Origin of the sequence: Methylobacterium sp. 88A, from assembly GCF_000376345.1 — a bacterium.
Taxonomy (GTDB): Bacteria; Pseudomonadota; Alphaproteobacteria; order Rhizobiales; family Beijerinckiaceae; genus Methylobacterium; species Methylobacterium bullatum.
Genome location: NZ_AQVT01000001.1, coordinates 430001 through 456783, shown reverse-complemented (window position 1 = coordinate 456783; position 26783 = coordinate 430001). Strand labels below are relative to the sequence as shown.

At 69.2% G+C, this 26783-nt stretch carries 24 protein-coding genes (1 of these 24 cut by a window edge); 16 read left to right on the top strand and 8 right to left on the bottom strand.

Annotated elements, in window-relative coordinates; all coding sequences use genetic code 11:
• Window positions 1–90: 90 nt before the first annotated feature.
• Window positions 91–648, bottom strand: a complete 558-nt coding sequence (locus A3OM_RS0102165; RefSeq protein WP_018042093.1) for a glutathione peroxidase — start codon at window positions 646–648, stop codon at window positions 91–93.
• Between the two features lie 181 nt (window positions 649–829).
• Between A3OM_RS0102165 and A3OM_RS0102160 the strand changes: the two genes are divergently transcribed.
• A complete protein-coding gene (locus tag A3OM_RS0102160; protein ID WP_018042092.1) occupies window positions 830–1360 on the top strand; it encodes a PRC-barrel domain-containing protein in 531 nt (176 codons plus the stop codon).
• A gap of 110 nt (window positions 1361–1470) precedes the next feature.
• On the opposite strand, the gene A3OM_RS0102155 is transcribed toward A3OM_RS0102160, so the two are convergent.
• A complete protein-coding gene (locus tag A3OM_RS0102155) occupies window positions 1471–1875 on the bottom strand; it encodes a hypothetical protein (RefSeq protein WP_018042091.1) in 405 nt (134 codons plus the stop codon).
• A 287-nt stretch (window positions 1876–2162) separates the two neighbouring features.
• Between A3OM_RS0102155 and argJ the strand changes: the two genes are divergently transcribed.
• Genes argJ through A3OM_RS0102135 form a run of 4 tightly spaced genes read left to right on the top strand, consistent with a single transcriptional unit; the run spans window position 2163 to window position 6154 of the window.
• Window positions 2163–3413 carry a bifunctional glutamate N-acetyltransferase/amino-acid acetyltransferase ArgJ gene (argJ, locus tag A3OM_RS0102150; RefSeq protein ID WP_018042090.1) on the top strand — a complete coding sequence of 417 codons (1251 nt, stop codon included), beginning with the start codon at window positions 2163–2165 and terminating at the stop codon, window positions 3411–3413.
• On the top strand, window positions 3410–4141 hold the full coding sequence (locus A3OM_RS0102145) for an SIMPL domain-containing protein (RefSeq protein ID WP_018042089.1): 732 nt from the start codon (window positions 3410–3412) through the stop codon (window positions 4139–4141). Before argJ ends, A3OM_RS0102145 begins: the two co-directional genes overlap by 4 nt.
• Window positions 4138–4557, top strand: coding sequence for an 8-oxo-dGTP diphosphatase MutT (mutT, locus tag A3OM_RS0102140; protein WP_018042088.1), 420 nt, complete (start codon window positions 4138–4140; stop codon window positions 4555–4557). The genes A3OM_RS0102145 and mutT overlap by 4 nt, the downstream gene beginning before the upstream one ends.
• Before the next feature lie 52 nt (window positions 4558–4609).
• Window positions 4610–6154 carry a DUF6880 family protein gene (locus tag A3OM_RS0102135; protein WP_018042087.1) on the top strand — a complete coding sequence of 515 codons (1545 nt, stop codon included), beginning with the start codon at window positions 4610–4612 and terminating at the stop codon, window positions 6152–6154.
• A 6-nt stretch (window positions 6155–6160) separates the two neighbouring features.
• Here the strand turns inward: A3OM_RS0102135 and A3OM_RS0102130 are convergent, their stop codons facing one another.
• A complete protein-coding gene (locus A3OM_RS0102130; protein ID WP_018042086.1) occupies window positions 6161–6520 on the bottom strand; it encodes a DUF427 domain-containing protein in 360 nt (119 codons plus the stop codon).
• Between the two features lie 10 nt (window positions 6521–6530).
• Window positions 6531–7427 carry a methyltransferase domain-containing protein gene (locus A3OM_RS0102125; RefSeq protein ID WP_018042085.1) on the bottom strand — a complete coding sequence of 299 codons (897 nt, stop codon included), beginning with the start codon at window positions 7425–7427 and terminating at the stop codon, window positions 6531–6533.
• A 100-nt stretch (window positions 7428–7527) separates the two neighbouring features.
• Here A3OM_RS0102125 and A3OM_RS0102120 point away from each other — a divergent pair, with 100 nt between their 5' ends.
• The 3 genes from A3OM_RS0102120 (at window position 7528) to A3OM_RS0102110 (ending at window position 9898) form a co-directional block, all read left to right on the top strand.
• A complete protein-coding gene (locus tag A3OM_RS0102120) occupies window positions 7528–7755 on the top strand; it encodes a hypothetical protein (protein ID WP_018042084.1) in 228 nt (75 codons plus the stop codon).
• 84 nt (window positions 7756–7839) lie between these two features.
• Complete coding sequence (locus A3OM_RS0102115) at window positions 7840–8604, top strand: ComF family protein (RefSeq protein WP_018042083.1); 765 nt, start codon at window positions 7840–7842, stop codon at window positions 8602–8604.
• Between the two features lie 58 nt (window positions 8605–8662).
• Window positions 8663–9898, top strand: a complete 1236-nt coding sequence (locus tag A3OM_RS0102110; RefSeq protein WP_026175633.1) for a TIGR03862 family flavoprotein — start codon at window positions 8663–8665, stop codon at window positions 9896–9898.
• On the opposite strand, the gene A3OM_RS23385 is transcribed toward A3OM_RS0102110, so the two are convergent.
• Entirely contained in the window at window positions 9893–10834 is a 942-nt protein-coding gene (locus tag A3OM_RS23385) for a collagen-like protein (RefSeq protein ID WP_018042081.1), read from the bottom strand. The genes A3OM_RS0102110 and A3OM_RS23385 overlap by 6 nt on opposite strands.
• A 261-nt stretch (window positions 10835–11095) precedes the next feature.
• Between A3OM_RS23385 and A3OM_RS0102100 the strand changes: the two genes are divergently transcribed.
• The 3 genes from A3OM_RS0102100 (at window position 11096) to A3OM_RS0102090 (ending at window position 16902) form a co-directional block, all read left to right on the top strand.
• The gene (locus A3OM_RS0102100) at window positions 11096–11866 is read left to right on the top strand and encodes a hypothetical protein (protein ID WP_018042080.1); all 771 of its coding nucleotides are present in this window, start codon (window positions 11096–11098) and stop codon (window positions 11864–11866) included.
• Window positions 11790–13361, top strand: coding sequence for a DNA polymerase Y family protein (locus A3OM_RS0102095; protein ID WP_018042079.1), 1572 nt, complete (start codon window positions 11790–11792; stop codon window positions 13359–13361). Before A3OM_RS0102100 ends, A3OM_RS0102095 begins: the two co-directional genes overlap by 77 nt.
• A gap of 244 nt (window positions 13362–13605) precedes the next feature.
• Complete coding sequence (locus A3OM_RS0102090) at window positions 13606–16902, top strand: error-prone DNA polymerase (RefSeq protein WP_018042078.1); 3297 nt, start codon at window positions 13606–13608, stop codon at window positions 16900–16902.
• Between the two features lie 198 nt (window positions 16903–17100).
• Here A3OM_RS0102090 and A3OM_RS0102085 read toward each other — a convergent pair whose 3' ends face one another.
• The 3 genes from A3OM_RS0102085 to ubiG form a co-directional block, all read right to left on the bottom strand.
• On the bottom strand, window positions 17101–18075 hold the full coding sequence (locus A3OM_RS0102085) for an NADPH:quinone oxidoreductase family protein (protein ID WP_018042077.1): 975 nt from the start codon (window positions 18073–18075) through the stop codon (window positions 17101–17103).
• A gap of 79 nt (window positions 18076–18154) precedes the next feature.
• Complete coding sequence (locus A3OM_RS0102080) at window positions 18155–18724, bottom strand: YbhB/YbcL family Raf kinase inhibitor-like protein (protein WP_018042076.1); 570 nt, start codon at window positions 18722–18724, stop codon at window positions 18155–18157.
• A 49-nt stretch (window positions 18725–18773) separates the two neighbouring features.
• Window positions 18774–19520 (bottom strand): bifunctional 2-polyprenyl-6-hydroxyphenol methylase/3-demethylubiquinol 3-O-methyltransferase UbiG, encoded by a 747-nt coding sequence (ubiG, locus tag A3OM_RS0102075; RefSeq protein ID WP_018042075.1) that lies wholly within the window; start codon window positions 19518–19520, stop codon window positions 18774–18776.
• Between the two features lie 190 nt (window positions 19521–19710).
• On the opposite strand from ubiG, the gene A3OM_RS0102070 reads away from it, so the two are divergent.
• The 5 genes from A3OM_RS0102070 to A3OM_RS0102050 form a co-directional block, all read left to right on the top strand.
• Entirely contained in the window at window positions 19711–20946 is a 1236-nt protein-coding gene (locus A3OM_RS0102070; RefSeq protein ID WP_026175632.1) for an aspartate kinase, read from the top strand.
• A gap of 73 nt (window positions 20947–21019) precedes the next feature.
• The gene (gene ptsP / locus A3OM_RS0102065) at window positions 21020–23284 is read left to right on the top strand and encodes a phosphoenolpyruvate--protein phosphotransferase (RefSeq protein WP_018042073.1); all 2265 of its coding nucleotides are present in this window, start codon (window positions 21020–21022) and stop codon (window positions 23282–23284) included.
• Window positions 23285–23383: 99 nt separating this feature from the next.
• Window positions 23384–24469 carry a peptide chain release factor 1 gene (gene prfA, locus A3OM_RS0102060; RefSeq protein WP_018042072.1) on the top strand — a complete coding sequence of 362 codons (1086 nt, stop codon included), beginning with the start codon at window positions 23384–23386 and terminating at the stop codon, window positions 24467–24469.
• Window positions 24470–24570: 101 nt separating this feature from the next.
• Window positions 24571–25443, top strand: a complete 873-nt coding sequence (gene prmC / locus A3OM_RS0102055; protein ID WP_245257825.1) for a peptide chain release factor N(5)-glutamine methyltransferase — start codon at window positions 24571–24573, stop codon at window positions 25441–25443.
• Between the two features lie 402 nt (window positions 25444–25845).
• On the top strand, window positions 25846–26783 hold the 5' portion of the coding sequence (locus A3OM_RS0102050; protein WP_018042070.1) for a DUF4167 domain-containing protein. It continues 382 nt past the right edge of the window; only the first 938 of its 1320 coding nucleotides appear in the window; it begins with the start codon at window positions 25846–25848; its stop codon lies beyond the right edge, outside the window.

Below are 26783 nucleotides of genomic sequence, written 5' to 3'. Positions count from 1 at the left end.
GGGGAGGTCCGGCGGCGCGCCGTGAGACCTGAGCGGGCCGATTCGTTTCTCCCACCCCGCGACATCCCTCGATGACGCGCCCATGGGGCGTCAGCTCTGGCTCAGCTCACCTGCGATGGCGGTGACGATACGGGGATCGTTGGGTTCGACCGACGAGGGATAGGCGCCGACCAGGCTTCCGTTTCTGCCGACGAGGTATTTGTGGAAGTTCCAATTCGGCGTGGAGCCGGGCTTCTCGGCGGCGGCCCAGCGATAGAACGGATGGGCCTGCGGCCCGCGCACATGGGTCTTGGCAGCGACCGGGAAGGTGACGCCGTGATTCTTGCGGGCCGCCTCGGCGATGGCGACGCCGTCGAGGGGCTCCTGATTGCCGAAATCCGGCGACGGCACGGCGATCACCGTCAGGCCGCGCCCGCCGAAGCGCGTCCACAGAGCCTGAAGCCCGGAGAACTGCCCGGCAAAGCCGCAGGCGGTGGCAGTGTTGACGATGAGGATCGGCTTGTCGGCGAAATCCTTGAGGGCGATCAGCCCGCCCTCCGGTTTCTCGAAGGTGAAGGCCCCCGCATTGCCGTCGCTGGTCGCGGCGCGCGCGCCGGTGGCGATGACGGTGCCGAGAAGAAACAGGGCCTGTCGGCGAAGTAGGGTCATCGAGGGTCGCTCCCTTGCAGAGCCGAGGATGGGAATCGGCTCATCCCTGGCTCAGCTGAAACTAGTCCGCTCTTCCGGCCTGTCCACCATCGGGCGCTACGTCGGTGGAACCTTTCGCAAGGGCTCAGCTTGAGCGAGGACCGAGTTCGACCCCCGAACCCAGAGCGGAAAGACACGCCCTATGCGCATCCTGTTGCTTGCAGCGACCCTCGCAACGCCCCTCGTCTTCGCGGGAGCGACGATCGCCGCTGCTCAGACGACGGAACCGCAGAATGCGGGCACGGCACCGGTGCCGGCGGCCCCCGCGACCCTCAGCAACGATCTGCGTCCGACCTTCGTCGCCCAGACGCCGACGGACCGGGTCACGTCCAAGCTGATCGGCCTGACGATCCAGAACGGCGCCAACGAGACGATCGGCGAGATCGCCGACATCGTTCTCGACGAGGGCAGCACCATCAAGGCCTGGGTGGTCGGCGTCGGCGGCTTCCTCGGCATCGGCACGAAATACGTTGCCGTCGACCCCAGCGCCCTGAAGCTCACCCGCGTCGACGACAAGACGCTGAAGGCGACGATCGACACCAACAAGGACCAGCTCCGCGCCGCACCGGAATATGTCTATCTCGGCCAGGCCAAGCCCAATTCCGGCGACACGAAGCCGGCGGACACGAAGGCGTCCGAGACCAAGCCGGCGGAGAGCAAGACGTCTCCCTGAGATCGATTTCGCCGCGCATCCCGGTTGCGGTCATCAAACGAGAGAGGCGGCCGAGACATCGTTGCCTCGGCCGCCTCTCTCGTTCAAATCCCAGGTTCGGCCAGCCCGCCTCAGTTGCGCGTGCAGAGAGCCTCGCGCACGGTGCTGGCGACAGCATCGTTTCTCACTTCGTTCGTGACGAACACATCGTCGGCCCCCTCGTCGATCACGTCGGGCAGAGGATCGCATGACGGCTCGTTGGCGAAGACGATCCGCAGGTCGGGCCGCAATGCGCGTGCCTCCAGGACCAGCTTGGTGGAACACAACTCGCCTTTGAGGCTGATATCGGTCACCAGCACGTCGACCGGCAGGCCGAGCGCCAGGACAGTCATCGCATCGACACCCGAATCGACGGTCGTCGCCGAGTAACCGGCGCGCCGGATCTGCGAGGCGACCTCGTCGCGCCAATGCTTCTGTCGTCCGGCGATCAGAACCTGAACGCCATAGGCTCCTCCGGTGGAAGCCGTCGATTCCATGATCGAAACTCCTGTTCCTGTCGGGACATGCCTGGATCGGCACGAGCCGCCACCGGCACTGCGATCACTGTGCGACGCAGCATCGTAGGATGCGATGGCCTCGCAAGACAAGGAGCCTGTGCCAGTAGGCGACCTGTATCAAGGGAATTCCTCTCAGGCTCGACTGTTCCCTGGACCGGCGGCGCGTCCTCCGCTCCGGCGGTTGACGGGGCGGCAGCGCACAGGGCAACACGGCGCCGCCGTGGGACGCCACCGTTCGCGGCGGACAGCCGGAGCCCGACCGACCGATGTCATCAGCCAAAGCCACCCCCGTCTCGCCCCTCGCCCCGACGAGCGTGCCCGAGCTTCCCCCCATCGGCGGTGTCGGCATCGCCACCGCGCAGGCCGGCATTCGCTATTCCGGGCGCACCGACGTGCTCTACCTCGCGATGCAGCCGGGAACGCAGGCGGCGGGAGTGTTCACCCGCTCCAAATGCCCCTCGGCCCCCGTGGATTGGTGTCGCGAGGCGCTGGCGCGCGAAGGCGCCCGCGCGCTGATCGTCAATTCCGGCAACGCCAACGCCTTCACCGGCTCGCGTGGCCGGGACGCCGTGGCGCTGACCGCCAAGATCGGCGCCGAGGCGGCCGGATGCCGGCCCGACGAGATCTTCATCGCCTCCACCGGCGTCATCGGCGAACCGCTCGACGCGACGAAATTCGAGGGCGTACTGGCGGATTGCGCCTCGCGGACCGAGACCGGCCCCGAAGCCTGGGCGGCGGCGGCGCAGGCGATCATGACCACCGACACCTTCCCCAAGCTCGGCACGCGCACGGCGACGATCGACGGGACGACGGTGACGATCAACGGCATCGCCAAGGGCGCGGGCATGATCGCCCCCGACATGGCGACGATGCTGAGCTTCGTCTTCACCGACGCGGCCCTGCCGCAGGTGGTGCTCCAGACCCTTCTGAGCGCCGGCACGCAGACGAGTTTCAACTGCGTGACGGTGGATGGCGACACCTCCACCTCCGACACGCTGATGCTGTTCGCCACGGGAGCGGCCGGCAACGCACCCGTGACCGATCCGGGCGACGCCCGCCTCTCGGGCTTCCGCGCGGCGCTGGACGACCTCTTGATCGAACTGGCGCAGCTCGTGGCCAAGGATGGCGAGGGCGCGCGCAAGTTCGTCACCGTCAACGTGAAGGGCGCGACGAGCAACGCCTCGGCGCATCGTATCGCCATGTCCATCGCCAATTCGCCCCTGGTGAAGACGGCCATCGCCGGCGAGGACGCCAATTGGGGCCGCGTCGTGATGGCGGTGGGCAAGGCCGGAGAGCCCGCCGACCGCGATCGTCTCGCGATCTGGTTCGGCGACGTCCGCGTCGCCCGCGAGGGCGCCCGCGACCCGGATTACAGCGAGGCGGCGGCGAGCGCCGTCATGCGCGAATCGGACGTCTCGGTGACGGTGGACCTCGGTCTCGGCGACGGCACGGCGCGGGTTTGGACCTGCGACCTGACCAAGGGCTACATCGAGATCAACGGGGATTACCGCTCGTGAGGCGCCTCCTCCACCGGGCGGCGGTGGCGAGCCTCGCGCTCGCCCTCGCGATCCCCGCCCTGGCGGACGACGATAAGGCCAAGCACGAGAGCCGCATCGTGGTGACGGGCCGCGCCCGCGCCGAGACGCCGCCGGACTTCGCCTCGGTGGAGATCGGGATCGAAGCCAGGGGCGCGACGCCGGCCGCCGCCCTCGACGGAGCGAGCACCGTCGTTCGCGCGCTCATCACGCTGTCGGCCGGGTTCGGCGTCGGCGAGAGCGATATCGGCACGACGGCGGTCGTTCTCACCCAGGCGACGCGGGAGGTACGCCAGCCCGACGGCGGCACCACCGAGAAGCCCGACGGCTACCGCGCCGCCAACAGCGTGCGGGTGCGCCTGGCCGACATGGGCAAGCTCGGCGAGCTGATGCGCAAGGCTTTGGACGCGGGCGCCAACCGGATCGAGGGCGTGGCGTTCGGCCTGAAGGACCCCAATGCGGCGGAGGCGACCGTACAGGTGGCGGCCATGAAGGATGCGATGGCGCAGGCCGGACGCCTCGCCGAGGCCGCCGGCGTCAAGCTCGGACCGCCCCTGTCGATCCAGACGACGCCCCAGGGCGGCGGGATGCCGATGGCGATGGCGGCGCCTCCAATGCGGTCCAAGCGCTCCGGCGTGCCGGTGCCGCTCGCGGCGGGCACGATCGAGACGAGTGCCGAGATCTCGGCCAGCTTCGCGATTCTGCCGTGACGGCGTCTCCGTTCCGCATCCTCCTCGTGGTGGCGGTCGCCCTGGTGGATGCGGATGGCCGCGTCCTCCTGGCCCAGCGCCCGGAGGGCAAGCAGCTCGCCGGTCTCTGGGAGTTCCCCGGCGGCAAGGTCGAACCGGGCGAGCGGCCGGAGGAAACCCTGATCCGCGAATTGCGCGAGGAGATCGGGATCGAGGTGAAGGAACCCTGCCTCGCCCCGCTGACCTTCGCGAGCCACGCCTATCCCGACTTTCACCTGCTGATGCCGCTCTATGTCTGCCGACGCTGGGAGGGCATGGCCCGTTCCATGGAGGGGCAGGCGCTGAAATGGGTCCGCCCGCGCGCGCTCAAGGACCAGCCGATGCCCCCGGCCGATGCGCCGCTGATTCCGTTCCTGGTCGATCTTCTCGGGCCTTGATGGCAGAGCCCGGCCGCCACAGGTTGTCCGTTGGAGGCGGGAGACGAGAAGCATGGCGCGCAAGGCAGCGGTAAAGACGTCCCCCAAGCCGAGCGCGGTGGCGGCGGAGAAGCCGAAGCGCGTCTCGCGCAAGACCACGCCGTCGCCCGAGACCCTGGCGCCGCTGGGGCTCGACCGATTGATCGGCCTCGTCCTCGACGAGACCGCGCGCAATCCCGCCTTCAAGAAGCTCGTCACCGCCGCGATCGCCGGATTGCAGGGCCCCGATGCCGTCGCCGCCCTGATCGACCGGCGGCTCATCGCCCTGGAGCGGGCCCACGGCTATATCGACTGGCAGAAACGGCGCGCCTTCGCCGCCGATCTCGACGCCACGATCTCCACCATCGTCTCGGAACTGGCTCCCCTCGACGTGGACGCCGCCCTCAACCGGTTGATCCGTTTCCTCGGCGGGGCGCAGGGCGTGCTCGAGCGCGTCGATGATTCGAGCGGCCAGGTGGTGGGCGTCTACGAACGGGCGACGCATGCCGCCGCCGATCTGGCGCTTCGGCTTCCGCCGGCGGACGCCGCCCGATTGGCGGTGAAACTGGTGCCGCTTCTGGAGACGGACGGGTTCGGCATCCTCGATGCCCTGCTGCTCACGGTGGTGGATGGGCTGCCCGATACGGCCTTGGCGCCGGTCGACGCGGCCCTCGCATCGGCGACGCCGCCGGAACCGAAGGCATCGGGCAAGCCGGCAGCCCGTTCGACCGCCTTGAGTACGCAGGGCTGGGACCGGAAGATGGAGCGCATGCGCCTGCTGCGGATGCGCCAGGCCCTTGCCGACCGGCGCGGCGACGTCGAGGCTTTCATTGCCCTGGAACAGGCGATCTCCCCCGATCATCCCAATACTGTGGCCGTGGCGGAGCGTCTGCTCTCGGCGAACCGCGCCGCCGAGGCGCTCGACTGGATCGGACGGCCGCAGAGGCGCGGAATCGTCGTCGTCACCCGCGAGCAGATGCTGACGGGAAGCTTCGACCCGGACGCGCCCCAGCGTGAGCGCGCCTCCCTCGAAATCCGCATCCTCGACGCTCTCGGCCGCAAAGAGGAGGCGCAGGCAAAGCGCTGGGCCTGTTTCGAAGCCCGTCTCGACCCCGAGATGCTGCGCGACTATGTCGCCAAGCTGCCCGACTTCGAGGACGAAGAGGCGCTGGAACGCGCCTTCGACCATGCGGCCTCTCACGCCGACCTCTACCGCGCCCTGCATTTCCTCGTGCACTGGCCCAAGCTCGACCGTGCTGCGCGCCTCGTCATCGACAAGGCCGCGACATGGGACGGCAACCGCTATGAGATCCTCGCTCCCGCCGCGGAGGCTCTGGAAGAGGCGAGCCCGAAGGCGGCGAGCCTGCTCTACCGCTGCATGATCGACGACATGCTGAGCAAGGGCCGCTCCAGCGCCTACGGTTACGGCGCCCGCCACCTCCTGACCCTCGACGCCCTGGCGCAGCGGCTCGAACCAGGCGACCTCACGCCTGACCACGCCGCCTATCGGGATGCCCTGCGCAAGGCGCACGGGCGGAAATCGGCCTTCTGGGAGAAGGCCGGTCAATCCCGCCTGTGACGGAGCTCAGCCCACCTCGATGGCGTCGACCCGATCCGGATAGAAGGCGAGATGATCCTTGATCTCCGCCACGGCGGGAAACGGAGTCTCGTAGCTCCAGACCGCGTCGGCCCGAACCGTATCGCCGACCGTCAGCGTGTAATAGCTGGCCTCGCCTTTGTAGGGGCAGTGGCTCCTGCGCGCCGAGGCGGTGAAATGCTCCCAGCGCGCATCGGCGCGGGGCAGGTAATAGACCGGCCCGTAGCTCGCCTCGCGAAGGACGAGGGCGGCACCGGATTCCGCGATCACGGTGCCGGCGAGGATGACGCGGACGCGCTGGTGACTCGTCTCGATGGTGATGGGGTGGTCCGGGCCGGGCTGTTTCATCGTCGTCTCCTCAAGGATCGCTGGTCGTGCCGGGCGTAATCTCGGGAACGCCAAGGGCGTCGGCGAGACGGGACTTGGCGCTGCCGGGCTTCAGCGGTTTCTGCTGGCTCTCGTGCGGCGCCCAGCCGGAGAGCCACAGGATCTCGAACGTCGCCCTCAGACGCCCGTCGGGATCGGCGAACCGCTCGGCATAGATCGCGGCCATCCGCATCAGGGTGTCACGGCGCAGGGGCGTGCGGCGGCGCTCGGTCAGCACGTTGGTGAGGCCCATGGCGCGCAAGTCACGCATCAGGGCGAAGGGATCGGCGTAGCGCACGGTGATCGTGTCGACATCCGTCACCGGCAGGGCGAAGCCGGCGCGCTGGAGCAGGCTGCCCATCTCGCGCACCTCGGCGAAGGGCGCCACGCGCGGGCTGATCCCCCCCTCGATCTCGACCTCGGCCTGCCCGAAGGACTGGCGCAACTCGGTGAGGGTGCGGCCACCCAGGAGACAGCCGACGAACAGCCCGTCGGGCTTCAATACCCGCCGCAGCTGGGCCAGCGCCCCGGGCAGATCGTTGACGTGCTGCAAGGCCAGCAGCGACAGGGCGAGATCGAAACGGGACGCCGCCAGCGGCAGCGCCTCCGGATCGCCGATCACGAGGCCGAGTCCATCGCCGGTCTCGGCCAGTGGCGCCACACGGGTGACGGCGCCGACGCGGCCGGAGCGCAGAAGATGGCGGGCGGGGGCGGAGCTCGGCGTCCCGAGGTCGAGCGCCTCGGGAAAGGGGCGCAGCACCGCGGCGAGACGATCGTCGAGATCCTCGGCGAGTCGCGCCAGCAGGAAGTCGGCATAGCCCGCACGGGTGGCGCGCAGGAGGCGCAGACGAGCGAGGGCCGTGTCGAAGAGGGGCGGTGGATGGGTCATCTCGCTCCTATAGCTGGCGCGAAAACGTGATCCTGCCAGCCGGAACGGGGCAGAGCGGCGGGAGGTTGGCGCATCATAACGGAAACCGGAGACCGGATTCATGATTCGACTTCTGACGGGAATCGCCTTGTCCACCCTCACGGCCTTCGCGCTGAGTGGGGCCGCCGAAGCCAAGGGCTGCATCAAGGGCGCGCTCGTGGGCGGCATCGCCGGCCATATGGCCGGACACGGCAAGATGGGGGCGGCGGCCGGATGCGCCATCGGCCACCACAGGGCCAACAAGAAGGACAAGCAGCAGAACCAGGGCCAGCAGCCCGCCGCACAGTAGGGCGCCGCTTTCCGGACGTCGCTTCGCCGGGACAATCTTGCGTAAGGTCTTCGCGAAGCGACGAGCCGGGCCTAAGCAAGGGGCATGGTGTCCGCTGCCCAATTTCTCCGGCGGGGTGTCCGCTCGATCTCGGCGGGCGCCCTCGGCCTGGTCTATCCGCCGACCTGCGCCGGTTGCGGTGCCGCCACCGCGGATCCGCATGCTCTGTGCCCCCGCTGCTGGTCGAGCCTGCGCCTCATCGAACAGCCCTATTGCCCGCACCTGGGCACGCCGTTTCCCGTCGATCTGGGGCTCGGCCTTCTCTTGTCCCCGCGCGCCATCGCCGATCCCCCCGTCTTCGGGCGGGCCAGGGCCGTCGCGCTCTACGACGATGTGGCGCGTGATCTCGTCCACCGCCTGAAATACGAGGACCGGCTCGATCTCGCCGCCCCCATGGCGCGGATGATGGCATCGGCGGGCGCCGAATTGCTGAGGGAGGCCGATTGCCTCGTTCCCGTGCCGTTGCACTGGACCCGGCTCTGGCGCCGCCGCTTCAACCAGGCCGCTCTCCTCGGCCGTGGCATCGGCCGCATCGCCTCCCTGCCCTGCGAGACCTCGCTTCTCACCCGGGTGAAGGCGACGCGCTCGCAGGTAGGCTTGAGCCGCGCGGCGCGGGCGACGAATCTCCAGGGCGCGTTTCGGGTCCCCGCATCGGCGAAGCCCAGGCTCCAGGGGCGAAGGGTTCTGCTCATCGACGATGTCACCACCACCGGATCCACCGCCAATGCCGCCTCGCGGGTGCTCTTGCGGGGAGGAGCGGCTTCGGTGGACGTCCTCACCTTCGCCCTGGTCGCCGCCGAGGCAGGTTGAGCCAACAAACCGACCTCCGCCCTTGACAGCCGGGCTCCGCCACGGCCTCCCAACGTCCATGACAGGATTGACGTCACGAGACATCGCGGTGATCGGCGGAGGCCCGGCCGGGCTGGCGGCCGCCGAGATTCTGGCCGAGGCCGGTCACCGCGTCACGATCTACGAGCGGATGCCCTCGGTGGGGCGCAAGTTCCTCATCGCCGGGCGCGGCGGCCTCAACCTCACGCATAGCGAGCCGCTGGAGGCGTTCCACCGCCGCTACCACCCGGCGCATTCGTCTTTCGCGAAAGCGGTCGACGCGTTTCCTCCGCAAGCCTTGCGGGACTGGTGCGAGGGGCTCGGCCAGCCGACCTTCGTCGGGTCGAGCGGCCGTGTATTCCCAAAGAGCTTCAAGGCCTCCCCGCTCCTGCGGGCCTGGCTGGGGCGGCTCGATGCAGCCCGCGTCCGCATCCTCACCCGTCATCGCTTCCTCGGTTGGGAGGCGGATGGAAGCCTGGCTTTCGAGACGCCGGACGGGCGCGTCACGGTGGCCCCCCAGGCGACCCTGATGGCGCTTGGCGGAGCGAGCTGGCCACGGCTCGGCTCGGACGGGGCTTGGGTCCCGCTTCTCACCGGGGCAGGCATCGCCGTCTCGCCGCTCAAACCCGCCAATGTCGGCTTCACCGTGCCATGGTCGGACGTGTTCCGCGAACGTTTCGCCGGGACGCCCCTGAAGCGCGTCGCGCTCAGGCTCGGCGAGGAGAGCGTACGCGGCGAGGCCATGATCACCGCCGACGGGATCGAAGGCGGGGCGGTCTACGCGCTGTCGCGCCTCATCCGCGACGCGATCGAGGAGCGCGGCGAAGCCCGTCTCGTGCTCGATCTGAGACCGGACCTCACCGAGGATGCGCTGATGCGACGCCTCGCGACGCACAAACAGGGCGCCTCCCTCGCCACGCGTCTGCGCAAGGATGCGGGGCTCGACCCCGTGGCGGCGGGAATTTTGCGCGAGGCGGCCGGTCGCGCGCTTCCATCCTCGGCGGGCGAACTCGCGGCCCTGATCAAGGCGGCTCCCTTGCGCCTCCTTGCCCCCCGTCCGATCGAGCGGGCGATCTCCACGGCGGGCGGCGTCGCCTTCGAGGCCGTCGATCACCGCTTCATGCTGAAAGCGCGGCCGGGGGTCTTCGTCGCCGGCGAGATGCTGGATTGGGAAGCCCCCACCGGCGGCTACCTGCTGCAGGGGGCCTTCTCCAGCGGCCGCGCGGCGGCCGCCGGGATGATGGACTGGCTCGATGAAGCCGGCGCGGTCCTATAACCGCGTGCAGAACCCGACCATGCCCTTGGCATCGGACGGGCAGGACGCGCTGGCGCCGCCATTGGCGAAGGACGGGCTGCCCGAGGACAGGCAATAGGCCGAGACGAAGGCCTCGCCACTGGCACAGCTCAACTCGCAGCCACCGGACGAGCAATTCTCGTTGCGGACGGGACGCAGGGTGGAGTTGGCGGCACTGGCGGTGAGGCCCGCCGATCCCGGTTCGCCCTGAGGACCGGCAGGCCCCCTGGGACCCGTTTCCCCCTTGGGGCCGACATCGCCTTTGGGGCCGACCGGCCCCTGCGGGCCTGTCTCCCCCTTGAGTCCGGCCTCGCCCTTCGGTCCCGCCTCCCCTTTCGGCCCGGCCTCGCCTGCGGGCCCCGCCACACCCGGCGCACCGGCCAGCCCAGCCAGACCCTGGGGACCGGGTTCTCCCTGAGGGCCGGCATCGCCCTTGGGTCCGGGCTCGCCGGCCGGCGCGCAATTGGCCACCACGGCCTCCCTCTCGTCCTCGCCGGCCTTCAATGCCGCGACGCAGGTGGCGGGCCGATAGGGCAGGCGGAACAGGAATCGGCCGCGCGAATCGGCCATCACCGAGATGTCCTCGTCGAGGATCACGACGGTGCCGGCCTTGCGCACGCTGCCGGAGATCCGCAGATCCCCCGCCTCGATCCGCGCATCGTAGACTTGGATCGGCTGCGACGGCGCCACGACCCGCTTGGGCCTGGCCGCCCTGGCCGCCCTGGGCCCCGGAGCCGCGGCGGCATCCGTCGCAGGGGCGGCGCTCATCCCACCGCCGGGCTGGCCGGGACTGACCTGGCCGGGCGCCTGAGCCGCTGCCGGACCGGCCGCGAGCCCGGCGAGGATCATCAATCCCATCAATGATTTGGCCATGAAGCCTGTCGGGGCCGGGCACTTGGCGGCATGGTCGAGGCGCATGGGTTCTTTCCAGGCTGATGCGCCGGGGGTCCGGCACGGCGGAGGGACAATGCCGGGTCCGGTCATGCGGTCAAGCCCGGCCCGGATCGTCCCGCCGTCTCGCGACCGTTCCTCCATCCACACTCGTCCACAGCCGTCCACAGGGGAAGCGGCTGTAGCCGCTCAGGAATTTTGCATCCCCCCGAAACCGGTTGAGATTGTTCTTGTTTTGTTCTTATTGTCCGGTGATGGGACGGACAGGATGGATTTGGCTCGACGAAGATGCGCGATGACGGCGAAACGGAGACGGACGGGCTCGAGCGGCGCCGGCGGATCGCTCTGGACGCCCTGCGCGGCCACGGGGCAGGACAGGCCGACGTCCTGTCCGTCGAGGCCCTGCCTCTGGGAATCGCCCATATCGATTCCGGCCTTCCCGGCGGAGGGCTCTCCCTTGGCCGACCGCACGAGATCGCCCCGGAATCCGAGGGCGACGAGGCGGCGGCGTTGGGCTTCACCCTCGCCCTCATGGCCCGACACCTCGCGCGGGTGGAGGGGGAGGCTCTCCTCGTCATCGGCAAGGGGCACCCGACACCCTACGGCCATGGGCTCGCCGGGCTCGGCCTCGATCCGGGCCGCCTGCTGATCCTGGAGGTCGAGAGCGACGCGGATGCCTACCGCGCCGTGGAGGAGGCCCTGCGCTCGCAGGGGCTGAGGGCGGTGGCGGGGCTGGTGGATGCCGGCCTTCCGCTGAAGCAGAGCCGGCGGCTGCATCTGGCGGGCGAGGCGGCCTCCCGCCTCCTCCTCGTCCTGCGGCCACCGCAGGCGGAGAACCCGAACATGGCCGCGACCCGCTGGCGGATCGGCTCGGGGGCGGCCATGCGGGACCGGTTCGGCTGCATCGAGCGGCCATGCTGGCGGGCGCGGCTCGACCGCTGTCGCAACGGACGGACGGGGAATTGGCTTCTGGAGTGGGATCATGCCGCGCATCGTTTCGGTCTGGCTGGAGCAGTGGCCGCTGACGCGCCTCAGGCGCGCTCGGGCCGCGCAGGATGACGCGGTCTCCCCCGCTGTCGTGGCCTCCATCGGGCCGGGAGGCCTGCGCATCACGGCCGTCGACGCCGCCGCCCGGGCTCTCGGCCTGCGTCCGGGCGAGCCCCTCGCACGGGCTCGCGCCCGGATCGGGCCGGGCATCGCCGTCCATCCCGCAAACCCGGAGGCCGATGCCGCCGCCCTCGCGCGTCTCTGCCTCTGGGCCAAGCGGTATACACCCATGGTGGCGCCGTTCGGGCCGGGGGAAGGCGGAGACGGCTTCTTTCTCGACGTGGAGGGGGCGAGCCACTTGTTCGGCGGGGAAGACGCCCTGATGGGCGACCTCGCCGCCCGCCTGTCGGCCAATGCGATCCCCGCCCGGCTGGCCCTGGCCGACACGCCGGCCTGCGCCTTCGCGCTCGCCCGCCACGGTGCTTCGACGCGTCCCGTCGTCGTGCCCCGGGGGGGCAATGCACCGGCCCTGCGCGACCTCTGCGTGAGTGCCCTGCGGATCGAGCCGGCCATCGCCGAATCCCTCCGCCGCCTCGGCCTGCGCCGGATTGGGGCGCTGGCCGAGGCGGCCCGCCCTCCCCTGGCCCGACGCTTCGGCGAGACCCTGCTCCTGCGCCTCGACCAGGCGCTGGGGAGAAGGCCCGAGCCGCTGGTCTCCCTGGGGGAGCCGGCCGCCTTCGGCGCGAGTCGGGGTTTTCTCGATCCGATCGGACATCAGGCGATCATCGTCGCCACCGCCATACGGCTGATGCAGGAGATCGCCCCCCGCCTCGCCGCCTCGGGCCTGGGCGCGCGATCCCTGCGGCTGAGCCTCTACCGGGTCGACGGCATCGAGCGCAGCCTCGATCTCGGCCTGTCGGAACCGACTCTCTGCCCGACCCAGGTCGGGCGGTTGCTCGATCTGCGCCTCGACCGGCTCGGGCCGGCCCTCGATGCCGGCTTCGGCTTCGAGACCGTGCGGCTCGACGTGACCGGCATCGGCCGGTTGGAGGCACGCCAGGGCGCCCTGGCCGAGACGGGCCTCGACCGGGAGGCCGAGACCGGCGGGACCGCCCGCCTCGCCGACGCCCTCAGACAACGCATCGGGGCCAGGGTCATCCGCGTGAGTCCACGGGCGAGCCACATCCCCGAACGTGCCGATGCCCTGGAGCCGTGGCGGGTGAGGAGAATCGAGATGCGGTGGCCCGAGCGGGTCGGCACCCGGCCACAGGGCGGCATGCCATCCCGTCCCCTCGTCCTCCTATCCCGCAGCGAGGCGGCCGACGAAGTGTTTTCGCTCGCCCCCGACGGACCACCCCAGCGCTTCCGCTGGCGGCGGCGCCTGCACCGGATCGCCCATGCCGAGGGTCCGGAGCGCATCGCCGACGCCTGGTGGCACGCCCCTGCCCCCGCCCGGGATTACTACGTGGTCGAAGACGAATCCGGCCGGCGCCTCTGGCTCTACCGGGAGGGATTCCACACGGCTGAAACGGCGGCGCGCTGGTTCGTGCAGGGATTGTTCGCGTGAGGGCCGAGATGAGCGCCCTCCCCTCTCCCCGCCGGGCGGGGAGAGGATCGCGGGCACCTTGCCGTGCCTGCGATGAGCGGAGGCGAAGCCGGAGCGAGGGTGAGGGGGAGATTCCGGACGAGTCTCCTTCGGACGCCCCCCCTCACCCTCGGCTGCCGCCTCGCCGCGCCGACGACGGGGTCGTCGCGGCCCTCTCCCCGCTCGCGGGGAGAGGGGATCACGCGAACGGCCCATCATTCTGCGCATGACCCCGCCCTATGCCGAGCTCGCGGTCACCACGAACTTCTCGTTCCTGCGCGGGGCCTCGCATCCGCAGGAAATGGTGGCGCAGGGCGCCGAGTTCGGGCTCCACGCCATCGGCATCGCCGATCGCAACACGCTGTCGGGCGTGGTGCGCGGCCATGCCGAGGCCAAGCGCCGGGAGAAGACGGGCGAACCGACGATCCGCTACCTGCCGGGGGTCCGTCTCGTCACCGAGGAGGGGTTCGAAGCCGTCGCCTATCCGATGGACCGAGACGGCTACGGACGGCTCTGCCGGCTGCTCACGGACGGCAACCGCCGCTCGGAGAAGGGCGCGTGCCGGTTCGGTGTCCCGGACATGCTCGCGGCGGCAAGGGGGCAGGTCTTCATCGCGCTCCCGCCGGAGGAGGACGATCCCGTCTTCGCCCGCCATCTCGCCGCCCTGGCGGAGACGGCCCCCGGCCGCGTTTTTCTCGGCGCGAGCCATCGTTATCGCGGCGACGAGCGGCGTCGGCTCGGCCGCCTCGCCGGGTTCGGGGTGCGCCTCGGCGCGCCCATGGTGGCGGTCTCGGATGCGCTCTACCACCACCCCGACCGGCGCCCCTTGCAGGATGTCGCCACCTGCATCCGCGAGGGCTGCACCCTGGTCGAGGCCGGCTATCGCCTGGAAGCCAATGCGGAGCGCCATCTGAAGCCGCCCGCCGAGATGGCCCGGCTCTTCGCCGACCACCCGGAAGCGATCGCGCGCACGATCGAGATCGCCGAGACCTGCGGGTTCTCCCTGGAGGAGCTGAAATACGAGTATCCCGACGAGCCCGTTCCCCCTGGCCGGACGGCCCAGGGGCATCTCGAATACATGACCCGGCAAAGGGCCGAACTGCGCTACCCGGACGGTATCCCGGAGACGGTCGAAACCTCCCTGCGCACCGAGTTCGACCTGATCCGCCGCCTCGACTACGCCCGCTACTTCCTCACCATCCACGACATCGTCGAATTCGCCCGGAACCGTGGAATCCTGTGCCAGGGCCGCGGCTCGGCGGCCAATTCGGTGGTCTGCTACTGCCTCGGCATCACGGCGGTGGACCCGACCAAGATCCGGCTCCTGTTCGCCCGCTTCATCTCCGAGAGCCGGGACGAGCCGCCCGACATCGACGTCGATTTCGAGCACGAGCGTCGCGAGGAGGTGATCCAGTATCTCTACGACCGCTACGGGCGGGACCGCGCGGCGATCTGCGCCACGGTGATCCACTACCGGCCCCGCAGCGCGATCCGCGAGGTCGGCAAGGTGCTGGGCCTCACCCCCGACATCACCGGCATGATGGCCGACACGGTGTGGGGCTCATGGGGCGACGGCCTGCCGGACCAGCATATCGCGCAGGCCGGGCTCGACCCCGCCAACCCGGCGATCCGGCAGGCGGTGGACCTCGCGATCCAGCTCATCGGCTTCCCACGCCACCTGTCCCAGCATGTGGGCGGCTTCGTGCTGACGAAAGGGCGTCTCGACGAGACCGTGCCGGTGGGCAACGCGGCGATGGCCGACCGTACCTTCATCGAATGGGACAAGGACGACATCGACACGATCGGCCTCCTCAAGGTCGACGTGCTGGCGCTCGGCATGCTCACCTGCCTCCGGCGCGGCCTCGACTTCCTGCGCGAGGATCACGGCATCGCCTACGAGACCCTGGCCGACCTCCCGCGCGAGGAGCCGGAGGTCTACGCGATGCTGTCGAAGGCCGATTCCGTCGGCGTGTTCCAGGTCGAGAGCCGGGCGCAGATGTCGATGCTGCCGCGCCTGAAGCCGAAGGAATTCTACGATCTCGTGGTGCAGGTCGCCATCGTGCGCCCCGGTCCGATCCAGGGCGACATGGTCCATCCCTACCTGCGCCGGCGCTCGGGCGAGGAGCCCGTCGTCTTCCCGTCCCCCTCCCCCGAGCACGGGCCGAAGGACGAACTCGAGGAGGTGTTGAAGCGGACCTTCGGCGTGCCCCTGTTCCAGGAGCACGCCATGCAGATCGCGATCACGGCGGCCGGATTCACCCCGTCTGAAGCCGACGGCTTGCGCCGGGCCATGGCGACCTTCCGGCACAACGGGCTGATCGTGAATTTCAGGACCAAGTTCATCGAGGGCATGGTGGGGCGCGGCTATCCACGCGACTTTGCCGAGCGCTGCTTCAAGCAGATCGAGGGATTCTCCACCTACGGCTTTCCCGAGAGCCACGCGGCGAGCTTCGCCCTGCTGGTCTACGCCTCGGCCTGGATGAAATGCCGGCACCCGGACGTTTTCCTGGCCGCGATCCTGAACTCGCAACCCATGGGCTTCTACCAGCCGGCCCAGCTGGTGCGGGATGCCCGCGCCCATGGGGTCGAGGTGCGTGGCCCCGACGTGAATGCCAGCGAATGGGACTGCACCCTGGAACCGGCCTCGGAGCAGCGTGGGCCGGAGCGCCGCTTCGCCGTCCGCATCGGCCTGCGCCAGGTGAGCGGCCTGCCGAAAGCCGGCATGGCCCGGCTCGTGGCCCTGCGCGGGAACGGCTATGCCAGCGTCGAGGGCCTGCAGGCCGCCCTGACACTGCCCCGCAACGCCCTCGAGCGCCTAGCCGAGGCCGACGCCTTCCGCTCCCTCGACCTCGACCGCCGCGCCGCCCTCTGGGCGGTGAGGGCACTGGAAGGCACCTCGACGCGCGCCAGCGCCGCGCGGGGCGTCCCCACCGACCGGCGCACGCATCTCCTCGATGCGCCGATGCCGCTCTTCGCCTTCCATGCCGATGACGGCCTGTTCCGGGCAGAGCCCGCGGTGGAGCTGCCCGCCATGGCGCTCTCCGAGCATGTGGCGGAAGATTACGTCTCCACCGGCCTCTCGCTCAAAGGCCATCCGGTGGCGTTCTTTCGGGCGCGCCTCGCCCGCATCGGCGCGATCCCGGCGGCGGCGCATCACGACCCTTCATGGGCCCAGAATGCCCGCGTCACGGTGGCGGGCCTCGTCCTCACCCGGCAGCGCCCCGGCACCGCCAAGGGCGTGGTGTTCCTGACGCTGGAGGACGAGACCGGCATCTGCAACGTCATCGTCTGGAAGAAGGTCTTCGAGGCCAACCGGCGCATCGCCATGAGCGCCCGCTTCATCGCCGTGCGCGGGCGCATCCAGCGCTCGGGGCTGGTGGTCCATCTCCTGGCCGAGCAGTTCCGCGACCTGACGGAGGAATTGCGGACCCTGCGGGAGGGCGGTCTCCCCCTCCCACCGGAGACCACGGATTTCGGGGCGCCGCCGGACCGGCGCGTCTACCGCAGCCGGGACTTCCATTGAGGGGCAGTGCGCATCCCCTCTCCCCGCAGGCGGCTACCGGATTCACACATCTGCTTTTGCAGGCAGAGCGCGTCCCTCTCCCCCTTGTGGGGAGAGGTCAGGAGTGGGGGTGGCTCCGCCAGCCTCCACACTCTGAGGGTCACCCCACCACCCCCACCTCCAACTCCTCCCCACAAGGGGGAGGAGGGCTTGCCCGACTCACGGCCGCAGCAGCACCTTGCCCACGGCCTCGCGGCGCTTGAGGATGCCGAGCGCGTTCTCGTAGTCGCTCATCGGATAGGTGCCGTGGATCTTGGCCTTGAGGCGCCCCTCCGCCACCCAGGCCAACAATTGTTCCTGGTTCGCCCGGTGGGCCTCGGGCTCGCGCTCCACGAACACGCCCCAATGCACGCCCTGGATGTCGATGCCCTTCAGGAGAGCGAGGTTGAGGGGAATGCGCGGGATGTCGCCGGCCGCGAAGCCGATGACGAGGTAGCGCCCCTTCCAGCCGAGCGAACGGAGCGCAGGTTCGGCGTAGTCGCCGCCGATGGGATCGTAGATCACGTCAACGCCCCGTCCCTCGGTGAGCTTCTTCAACCCCTCGCGCAGATTGTCCGCGCTGTAATCGAGACCCAACTCGGCGCCGTGCGCCTGCGCCACCGCGAGCTTGTCCGGCGAGGAGGCGCAAGCGATGACCTTCGCGCCCATGATCACGCCGAGTTCCACCGCGGCGAGGCCGACGCCGCCCGAAGCGCCGAGAACCGCCAGCGTCTCGCCGGGCTGAAGCTTCGCGCGATCCCACAGGGCGTGGAGCGAGGTGCCGTAGGTGATGGTGAGACCGGCCGCCTGCTCGTCGCTCACCGCATCGGGGACGGCGGTGAGATGCCGGGTGCCCACCGCGATGCGCTCGGCGCAGGTGCCGTAGGTGCGGTGGACGATGACGCGGTCGCCGATCCCGAAACCCTCGACGCCCTCTCCGATGGCCTCGATGATTCCGACCGCTTCGCCGCCGGGCGAGAACGGCAGATCGGGCTTCACCTGATAGCGCCCTGCGATGATGAGCGTATCGAAGAAGTTCAGCGCCGCCAGCGTCACCCGCACCACGGCCTCACCCGGACCGGCGACCGGATCGGCCACCTCGGCGATCGCGAGATCCTCGGGGCCGCCGAGTCTGGTGCAGAGCAAAGCCTTCATGCCGATCCTCCCTTGAGCCGCAGCGCCTTTTGCTTGAGCGCGCTTGCACCGATTGGCGGCATCGGCGCAAGCGGCGGCATCAGCGGCGCTCGTAGAGTCCGGTCAGGCAACCTTTGGCGAGGACCCGACCCGTCATGGCCTCGATGAGCGCGGCACGTCCCGGACTCGCCGGCAGATCGAGCGGAGCATCCAGGGCGTAGATCTGGAACAGGTAGGCGTGGGGGCCATGTCCGGTGGGCGGGTCCGGCGGTAGCCATTGGTCCTTGAGAAAGCTGTTCTGCCCGAGGTCATGCTGCGATCCCTCACCGGCGGCACTGGCGAGAGCGCCTTCGGGAAGGCTTTCGCTCGCGGCGAGATTCCAGGCGATGAGATGGACGAGGGGTTTCGGAGTCGGGCTGCCGGCATCCTCCACCAGAAGCACCATGCGGCTCGTACCGGCCGGCAGGCCGCTCCATGACAGCGGCGGCGAGTCGCCCGGCCCATCGGCGGTGAAGCGCGCAGGAAGGCTCGCCCCGTCGGCGAAGGCCGGACTCGTCAGCGAGATCGTCTCGGGCACGCTCCCGAAATCCTGGTGGTAGGCGGTTGTGTCGAACCCGGCCTTCAGGCCCGACAGGGCCGCGCCGACCGCGTGCGGAAGCTTTTCCAGCATGATGTCTCCTCGTCGATTCGCGTGGTCAACGAGGAGGGGCGCACCCGGTTCAGGCCGGACGGGCGGCCGCGACCATGTAGTTCACCGCCGTGTCGCGGGCGGGCCGCCAGCTCCCGTCGAAGGGATTGAACACGACGCCGGTGGTATCGGTGACGGAGAGGCCGCCGCGTGCGATGGCGCGGGACAGTTCGTCCGGCTTCACGAACTTGTTCCAGTCGTGGGTTCCGCGCGGCAGCCAGCCGAGGACGTATTCCGCTCCGACGATGGCCAGCGCGAAGGAGCGCATCGTGCGGTTCAGGGTGGCGGCGAACAGGAGACAGCCCGGCTTCACCGCCTGGCAGGCGCTGGCGACGAAGGCCGGCATGTCGACCACATGCTCCACCACCTCCATGATCAGGACGACGTCGAACCGCTCGCCCGCCGCCACCACCTCCTCGATGGTTTGAGAGCGGTAATCCACCGCCACGCCCCCGGCCTTCGCATGGGAACGCGCCACGGCGATGTTGGTGGGTGCCGGATCCAGCCCCGTGACGGTGGCGCCGAGGCGCGCCAGGGGCTCGGACAGGACACCGCCGCCGCAGCCGACATCGACGATGGTCAGCCCCTTCAGCGGGTGGGGCATGCGCGGGTCGCGGCCGAATTCCCGGCAGATCGCGTCTCGGATATAGGCGAGGCGCACCGGGTTGAACCGGTGCAGCACCTTCATCGGCCCGTCCTCGGCCCACCACGTCGCGGCGATGCCCTCGAAGCGCGCGACTTCCTCGGCGTCGATGGAAGAAGATGCCGCTGGGTTCATTCGCCTGACCTTCCGACCCGGATGCGGGCCATCCCGCCTGCATGCCCGATTGTTGACACGTCCGAAGTGCCCTTGTACCCGCCGAAGCACCGGCCGGTACAGCGGCGGGACGCCGCTCCGGCTCGAAGCCGATAAAGCGCCGTGCTCCCGGCGGACAGCCGGCTCTGGAATGGATCGACGCGGACCCGACATGCCCCGTTTGGTGATGAAGTTCGGCGGCACATCGGTGGCGACCGTGGACCGTATCCGCAACGTGGCCCTCCACGTGGCGCGCGAGATCGAGGCCGGCTACGACGTCGCCGTCGTGGTCTCGGCCATGTCCGGCAAGACCAACGAACTCGTGGCCTGGGTCAAGGACGCCAACCCGCTCTACGACGAGGCCGAGTACGACGCCGTCGTCGCCTCGGGCGAACTCGTCACCGCGGGCCTCCTCGCCACGGCGCTCCGGAAGAACGGCATCAAGGCCCGCTCCTGGCAGGGCTGGCAGATCCCCATCGAGACCTCCGATGCCCATGGCTCGGCACGGATCGAGGCGATCGACCCCAAGAATCTCGATGCCGGCTTCGCCCGCGGTGAAGTCGCCGTGATCGCAGGCTTCCAAGGCATTCACGCCGAGACCGGCCGCGTCACGACGCTCGGCCGGGGCGGCTCGGATACCAGCGCGGTGGCCATCGCCGCCGCCATCGGCGCCGAGCGCTGCGACATCTACACCGACGTCGACGGCGTCTACACCACCGACCCGCGCGTGGTGCAGAAGGCCAGGCGCATGGAGCGCGTGACCTTCGAGGAGATGCTGGAGATGGCCTCCCTCGGCGCCAAGGTGCTCCAGGTCCGCTCCGTCGAACTCGCCATGGTCCATCGCGTACCGACCACGGTGCGCTCCAGCTTCGACCCGCCCGACAACGCCCGCACAGGCACCCTCATCTGCGACGAGGACGACATCGTGGAACAGCAGATCATCACCGGGATCGCCTTCTCGAAGGACGAGGCGCAGATCACCCTCCGGCGCGTCAAGGACAGTCCCGGCGTCGCCGCGGCGATCTTCGGGCCGCTGGCGGACGCCAACATCAACGTCGACATGATCATCCAGACCGTGTCGGGCGACCAGTCGACCACGGACATGACCTTCACGGTCCCGTCCGCCGATTACGACCGCGCCCGCACGATTCTCGACGCCCAGAGCGGCATCATCGAATTCGCCCAGATCGAGGGCGCCACCGATGTCGTGAAGGTTTCGGCCATCGGCGTCGGCATGCGCAGCCATGCGGGCGTCGCCGCCAAGGCATTCAGGGCGCTCGCGCAGAAGGGAATCAACATCCGCGCGATCACCACGTCGGAAATCAAGTTTTCCGTATTGATCGATGCGGCTTACACGGAGCTTGCCGTGCGCACGCTCCACTCGCTATACGGCCTCGATCAGGCTTGAGCGCCGCCCCCGTCGCCGCGCACGAAACTTGCGCAGGCGGGCCTCGGGGGACTGAATTCGGATCGAGGAGACCATGCCTGCTGCGCCCGGAGGCCCGCGCCTGCTGCTGCGCCGCCTCCGCGAAGCGATGGCGGAGCCGGTCAGTCCACAGGCACGTCTCGATCGTATCGTCACCCTCATCGCGGCGAACGTCATCGCCGAGGTCTGCTCGGTCTATGTGCTGAGCGATGACAATACGCTCGAATTGTTTGCCACCGAGGGCCTGAACCGTTCGGCCGTCCACCTGACCCGGATGCGGGCCGACGAGGGCCTCGTCGGCCTCATCGCCAAGACCGCCGAACCGCTCTCGCTCTCGGACGCCCAGTCGCATCCGTCCTTCTCGTACCGGCCCGAGACCGGGGAAGAGGCCTACCACGCCTTCCTCGGCGTGCCGCTTCTGCGCGCGGGGAACACCCTCGGCGTCCTCGTGGTGCAGAACCTCACTTACCGGGTCTATTCGGAGGAAGAGATCGAGGCGCTCCAGACGACGGCGATGGTGCTGTCCGAGATGATCGCTTCGGGTGAACTGCAATCCCTGGCACCGGGCGCGGGCTCGGCCGCGCGCCGCGCCGTGAGCCAGCGCGGCGTGGCCCTCGCCGACGGCATCGGCCTCGGTCACGTGGTGCTGCACGAGCCGCGCATCATCGTGAAGCAGCTCATCGCCGAGAACCTGGAGCGCGAGGTCGAGCGCCTGGAGGAGGCCATCGGCGAGGTCCGCTCGGCCATCGACGAACTCGTGGAGCGCGGCGACATTATCGGCACCGGCGAATCGCGCGAGGTGCTGGAGACCGTGCGGATGTTCGCCCACGACAAGGGCTGGCTGCGCCGGATGCGCGAGGCTGTCCATTCCGGCCTCACGGCGGAGGCCGCCGTGGAGCGCGTCCAGTCGGACAACCGCGCCCGGATGATGCGGCAGAGCGATCCGTATCTGCGCGACCGGCTGCACGACCTCGACGACCTCGCCAATCGCCTGCTGCGCACGCTGATCGGCACGGAGGGCAACGGCACGCATCGTGAGCTCCCCGAGAACGCGATCCTCGTCGCCCGCTCCATGGGGCCGGCGGCCCTCCTCGATTACGACCGCGCGTCCCTGCGCGGCGTGGTGCTGGAGGAAGGCGGCCCGACGAGCCACATCGCCATCGTCGCCCGGGCGCTGGGCATCCCGGCGGTGGGCGAGATCGCCAATGCCACGGCGCTGTGCGACGCGGGCGATGCGATCATCGTCGATGGGGTCACCGGCGAGATCCAGGTCCGGCCCGGCCCTGAGATCGAGGCGGCCTATGCCGAGCAGGTCCGCCTGCGCGCGCGCCGCCAGGAACAGTACCGGGCGCTTCGCGACCTGCCGGCCGTCACCACGGACGGGGTCGCCATCGGCCTGCAGCTCAATGCCGGGCTGCTGGTGGACCTGACCCATCTCCATGAAACCGGGGCGGAGGGCATCGGCCTGTTCCGCACCGAGCTGCAGTTCATGGTGGCGCAGCGGATGCCGTCCGCCGCCGAGCAGCAATCGCTCTACGAGGCGGTGTTCTCGGCCACCGGAGACCTGCCGGTGACGATCCGCACCCTCGATATCGGGGGCGACAAGATCCTGCCCTACATGCCGGCCCTCGAGGAGGAGAACCCGGCCCTCGGCTGGCGCGCCATCCGCATCGGCCTCGACCGCCCCGCCCTGTTGCGGGTGCAGCTGCGCGCGCTTCTCAGGGCCGCGTCGGGCCGGCCCCTCAAGATCATGTTCCCGATGGTGGCCACGGTGGACGAGTTCGTCCGCGCCAAGGCCATCGTCGACCGCGAGAAGGCGCATCTGCGTCGCCACGGCCACGTCCTGCCGAGCGATTGCCGCCTCGGGGTGATGGTCGAGGTGCCCTCGCTCCTGTTCCAGATCGACGAGATCGCCAAGGTCGCCGACTTTCTGTCGGTGGGCTCCAACGACCTGATGCAGTTCCTCTTCGCGGTGGACCGCGAGAACCGCCGCGTCGCCGACCGGTTCGACACGCTGAGCATCCCGGCCCTGCGCGCCTTCCGCCTCATCGCGGAGCGGGCGACCGCGGCCGGCTGCCCCGTCACCATCTGCGGCGAGATCGGCGGCAAGCCCCTGGAGGCGATGGCCCTGATCGGCCTCGGCTTCCGCAACCTGTCGATGTCGCCGGCCTCCATCGGCCCGGTCAAGGCGATGGTGCTCGCCCTCGATGCGGCCGCCGTCACCGCCCTCATCGATGCGGAGATCGAGCGGGCGGGCGACAGCGCCTCCCTGAGGCCGGTCCTCACGGCCTTCGCCAAGGCGCAGGGCGTGCCTATCTAGCGAGCGTGACGGCGTCTTGCCGAGAGCCACGACCACCCCCGCGGACCCGGCACGTCCGTCGGACATGCGTCTTCCACAGTTGAGAGTATCCTCCGGGCGATGACCCCTATTCCTTCAGACCGTCTCGACGCCATCCTGACGCGGCACGACATCGTCACCGCCACGCTCAGCGCCGGCTCGGCCGATTCCGACAGCTTCGTTCAGCTGTCCAGGGAACTGGCCGAACTCGACGGCGTGGTGGCGGCGATCCACGCCTACCGCGCCGCGGCGACGAACCTCGCCGAGATCGAGGCCCTCATCGACGAGCCGGGGGGGGATGCCGAGATGCGCGCTCTCGCCGCCGCCGAGAAGCCCGATGCGGAAGCGGGGCTCGAGGCCGCCCACAAGGCGCTCCAGGTCATCCTGCTGCCCAAGGACGCCGCCGACGAGAAGAGCGCCATCCTCGAAATCCGCGCCGGCACCGGCGGCGACGAGGCCGCGCTCTTCGCCGGCGACCTGTTCCGCATGTACGCGAAATACGCCGACCTGAAGGGCTGGAAGGTCGACGTCATTTCCGAGAGCGAAGGCACCGTCGGCGGCTACCGCGAAGTCATCGCCGAGGTGAAGGGCAAGGGCGTCTTCGCCAAGCTGAAATTCGAAAGCGGCGCGCACCGTGTCCAGCGCGTGCCCGACACCGAAGCTCAAGGGCGCATTCACACCTCCGCCGCCACGGTGGCGGTGCTGCCGGAAGCCGAGGAGGTCGATATCGTCGTCAACGATGCCGATCTGAAGATCGACACGATGCGGTCGCAGGGTGCCGGCGGCCAGCACGTCAACAAGACGGAATCGGCGATCCGCATCACCCACATGCCGAGCGGGATCGTCATCTTCGTCCAGGAAGAGCGCTCGCAGCACAAGAACCGGGCGCGCGCCATGTCGCTCCTGCGGGCCAAGCTCTACGATGCCGAACGGACGGCAAAGGACGCCGTCCGGGCCGCGGACCGCAAGTCGCAGGTCGGTTCCGGCGATCGTTCGGAGCGCATTCGCACGTACAATTTCCCGCAGGCGCGGGTCACCGACCATCGCATCAATCTCACCCTCTACAAGTTGGAAGAGGTGCTCGCGGGAGAGGCCCTCGACGAGCTCGTGGATGCCCTCATCACCGAGCACCAGGCGGAACTCATGGCTGCCGAAGGCATGGCGTGAACGAACCTGGCGTGAACGAGCCTGGCGGCACGCGACGTGGCGTGACCGAAGACGGCGCGGTGAGTGGCGGCATCGATCCTCGGCAGTCCCGCTCGCAGGCCTTGCGCCACGCCGTTGCGGCTTTTTCCCAAGCCGGGATCGACGGTGGGGCAAGCGATGCCCGGTTCCTCCTCCTCCACGTCCTCGGCATCACGCCGACAGAACTCGCCCTTTCCGGTGCGGAGCCCATCGGTGAGCAGGGTGCCCTGCGGCTTGGGGAAGCGATGCGGCGACGGCTCGCGGGCGAGCCCGTGGCGCGCATCCTCGGCGAGTGGGAGTTCTGGGGCCTCCCGTTCATCCTCAACGCGGCGACCCTGGTACCACGGCCCGATACCGAGACCGTCGTCGATGCCGCTTTGGCGTTCCACCCCGCCCGCGACCGCCCCCTCCGCCTTCTCGATCTCGGAACCGGGTCCGGCTGCATTCTCGTCTCGCTCCTGAGCGAATGGAAACAGGCCTTCGGAGTGGGTCTCGACCGCTCGCACGAAGCGCTCGCCTGCGCCCGGACCAATGCCCGGATCAACGGTGTCGGGAGGCGGGCCGCCTTCGTTGCGGGGGATTGGTGCTCCGCCCTCGGCAAGCCGTTCGACGTCGTCCTCTCGAACCCGCCCTACATCGCGAGCGCGATCATCTCGACCTTGTCCAGGGAAGTCCGCTGCCACGATCCGCTCGGCGCCCTCGACGGTGGCGAGGATGGACTCGAGGCGTACAGACGGATCGTGAGGGAAGTGAGCGGGGCGACGGACGGTCGTCCCCTGCTCACCCCGGACGGAGCCCTCGTCTTCGAGGTCGGCCATGATCAGGCCGAGGACGTATTGAGGATCGGCCGCGAGGCGGGGTTCGCACGGGGGTCCATGAGACAAGATCTGGCCGGCCACGCCCGTGTCGTCACGCTGGCCGGACGTCCGCCAACAGCCAACGACGACAGGAGATGAAAAAGAGCTTGTTGTGGGCTTGGGGAGTCGCTAGTGTCACAGTCAGGTCGCGAACGATCCGTCAAGGCGGATCGAGGTAGAAGTGTCGGCGGCGTCTAGCACGCGATACTTTTAGACGATCTCCCCACCATCAAGCCGATACGCACGAGACGCCGTGTGGAAGCTTGATGAATTGAGTGCCAGACGACCGATGAGCGCCGCACTGTGAGCGCAGGAATCGGTTGACCGGACATACGGCGAGCACGGCAAAATCGATCGCGGAACCACCGACCGGATCCTACGAGGACTAGGAAGTGCCCGAAACGGGTTCTCCTTCTTCGCCCGTAGCCCCGCCGCATCATCAGACGCTCCGATTTGAACGAGGGTCAATCGAGACCGATGAGACCAAACCAGAATAGACGGATGCGCGGTCGCAACCGCCCCAAAGGTCCCAATCCGCTGACGCGTTCCTACGAGTCCAACGGGCCGGATGTAAAAATCCGCGGGACGGCGCAGCACATCGCCGACAAATACGCCCAGCTCGCGCGCGATGCGCAAGCCAGTGGCGACCCGGTGGCCGCCGAGAATTACTTCCAGCACGGCGAGCATTATTTCCGCATCATCTCGGGTGCCCAGGAGCAGAACCGCCAGCAGAATGGTGGGTATGCCCGTAACGGCTACGACGATGACGACGACGGCGACGATGAGGGTCAGGGCGCGAGCCTGGGCTATGCCGCCAACGGCTACGGCAACGGCTATAACGAGGAATACGGCGATCCGGCCCAACAGCCTCAGCCACAGCCTCAGCCGCAATCCTACGAGCCCCGCCAGGATACCCGGCAAGATACACGGCAAGACTCGCCGTCGGATCAGCGTCATCCACGCCGGGAGCGCTTCCAGAACCGCAACGATCGCCCGCAGCGTTTCGAGGGCAATCGAGACGGCAACAGGCAAGATGGCGGCCGCCAGGAGGGCTCTCGCTACGACGGAAACCGCAACGACGGTGGTCGGCAGGATTACAACCGGCAGGATTCCTTCCGGGGCGAGGGCAACAGGCAGGAAAACACGAGACAAGAAAACACGAGGCAAGAAAACACGAGGTACGAGCAGCCGCGGAACGAGCAGGCAAGGCCTGACCAGGCGCGCCAGGATTATGCTCGGCAGGACCAGCCCCGTGCCGATTTCAATCGTGCCCAGGGTCGTAACGAAGGCCGCAACGACGGCTCCCGCTACGAGAACCCTCGCAGCGAATTTCAGGGCGGCGATGCTCAGCCGAAGCAGGATGTGACGCCCCAGGACACCTCACGTCAGGAAGCGCCCCGGCAGGATGCTCATCGTCAGGAGAGTCCGCGCCAGGAACC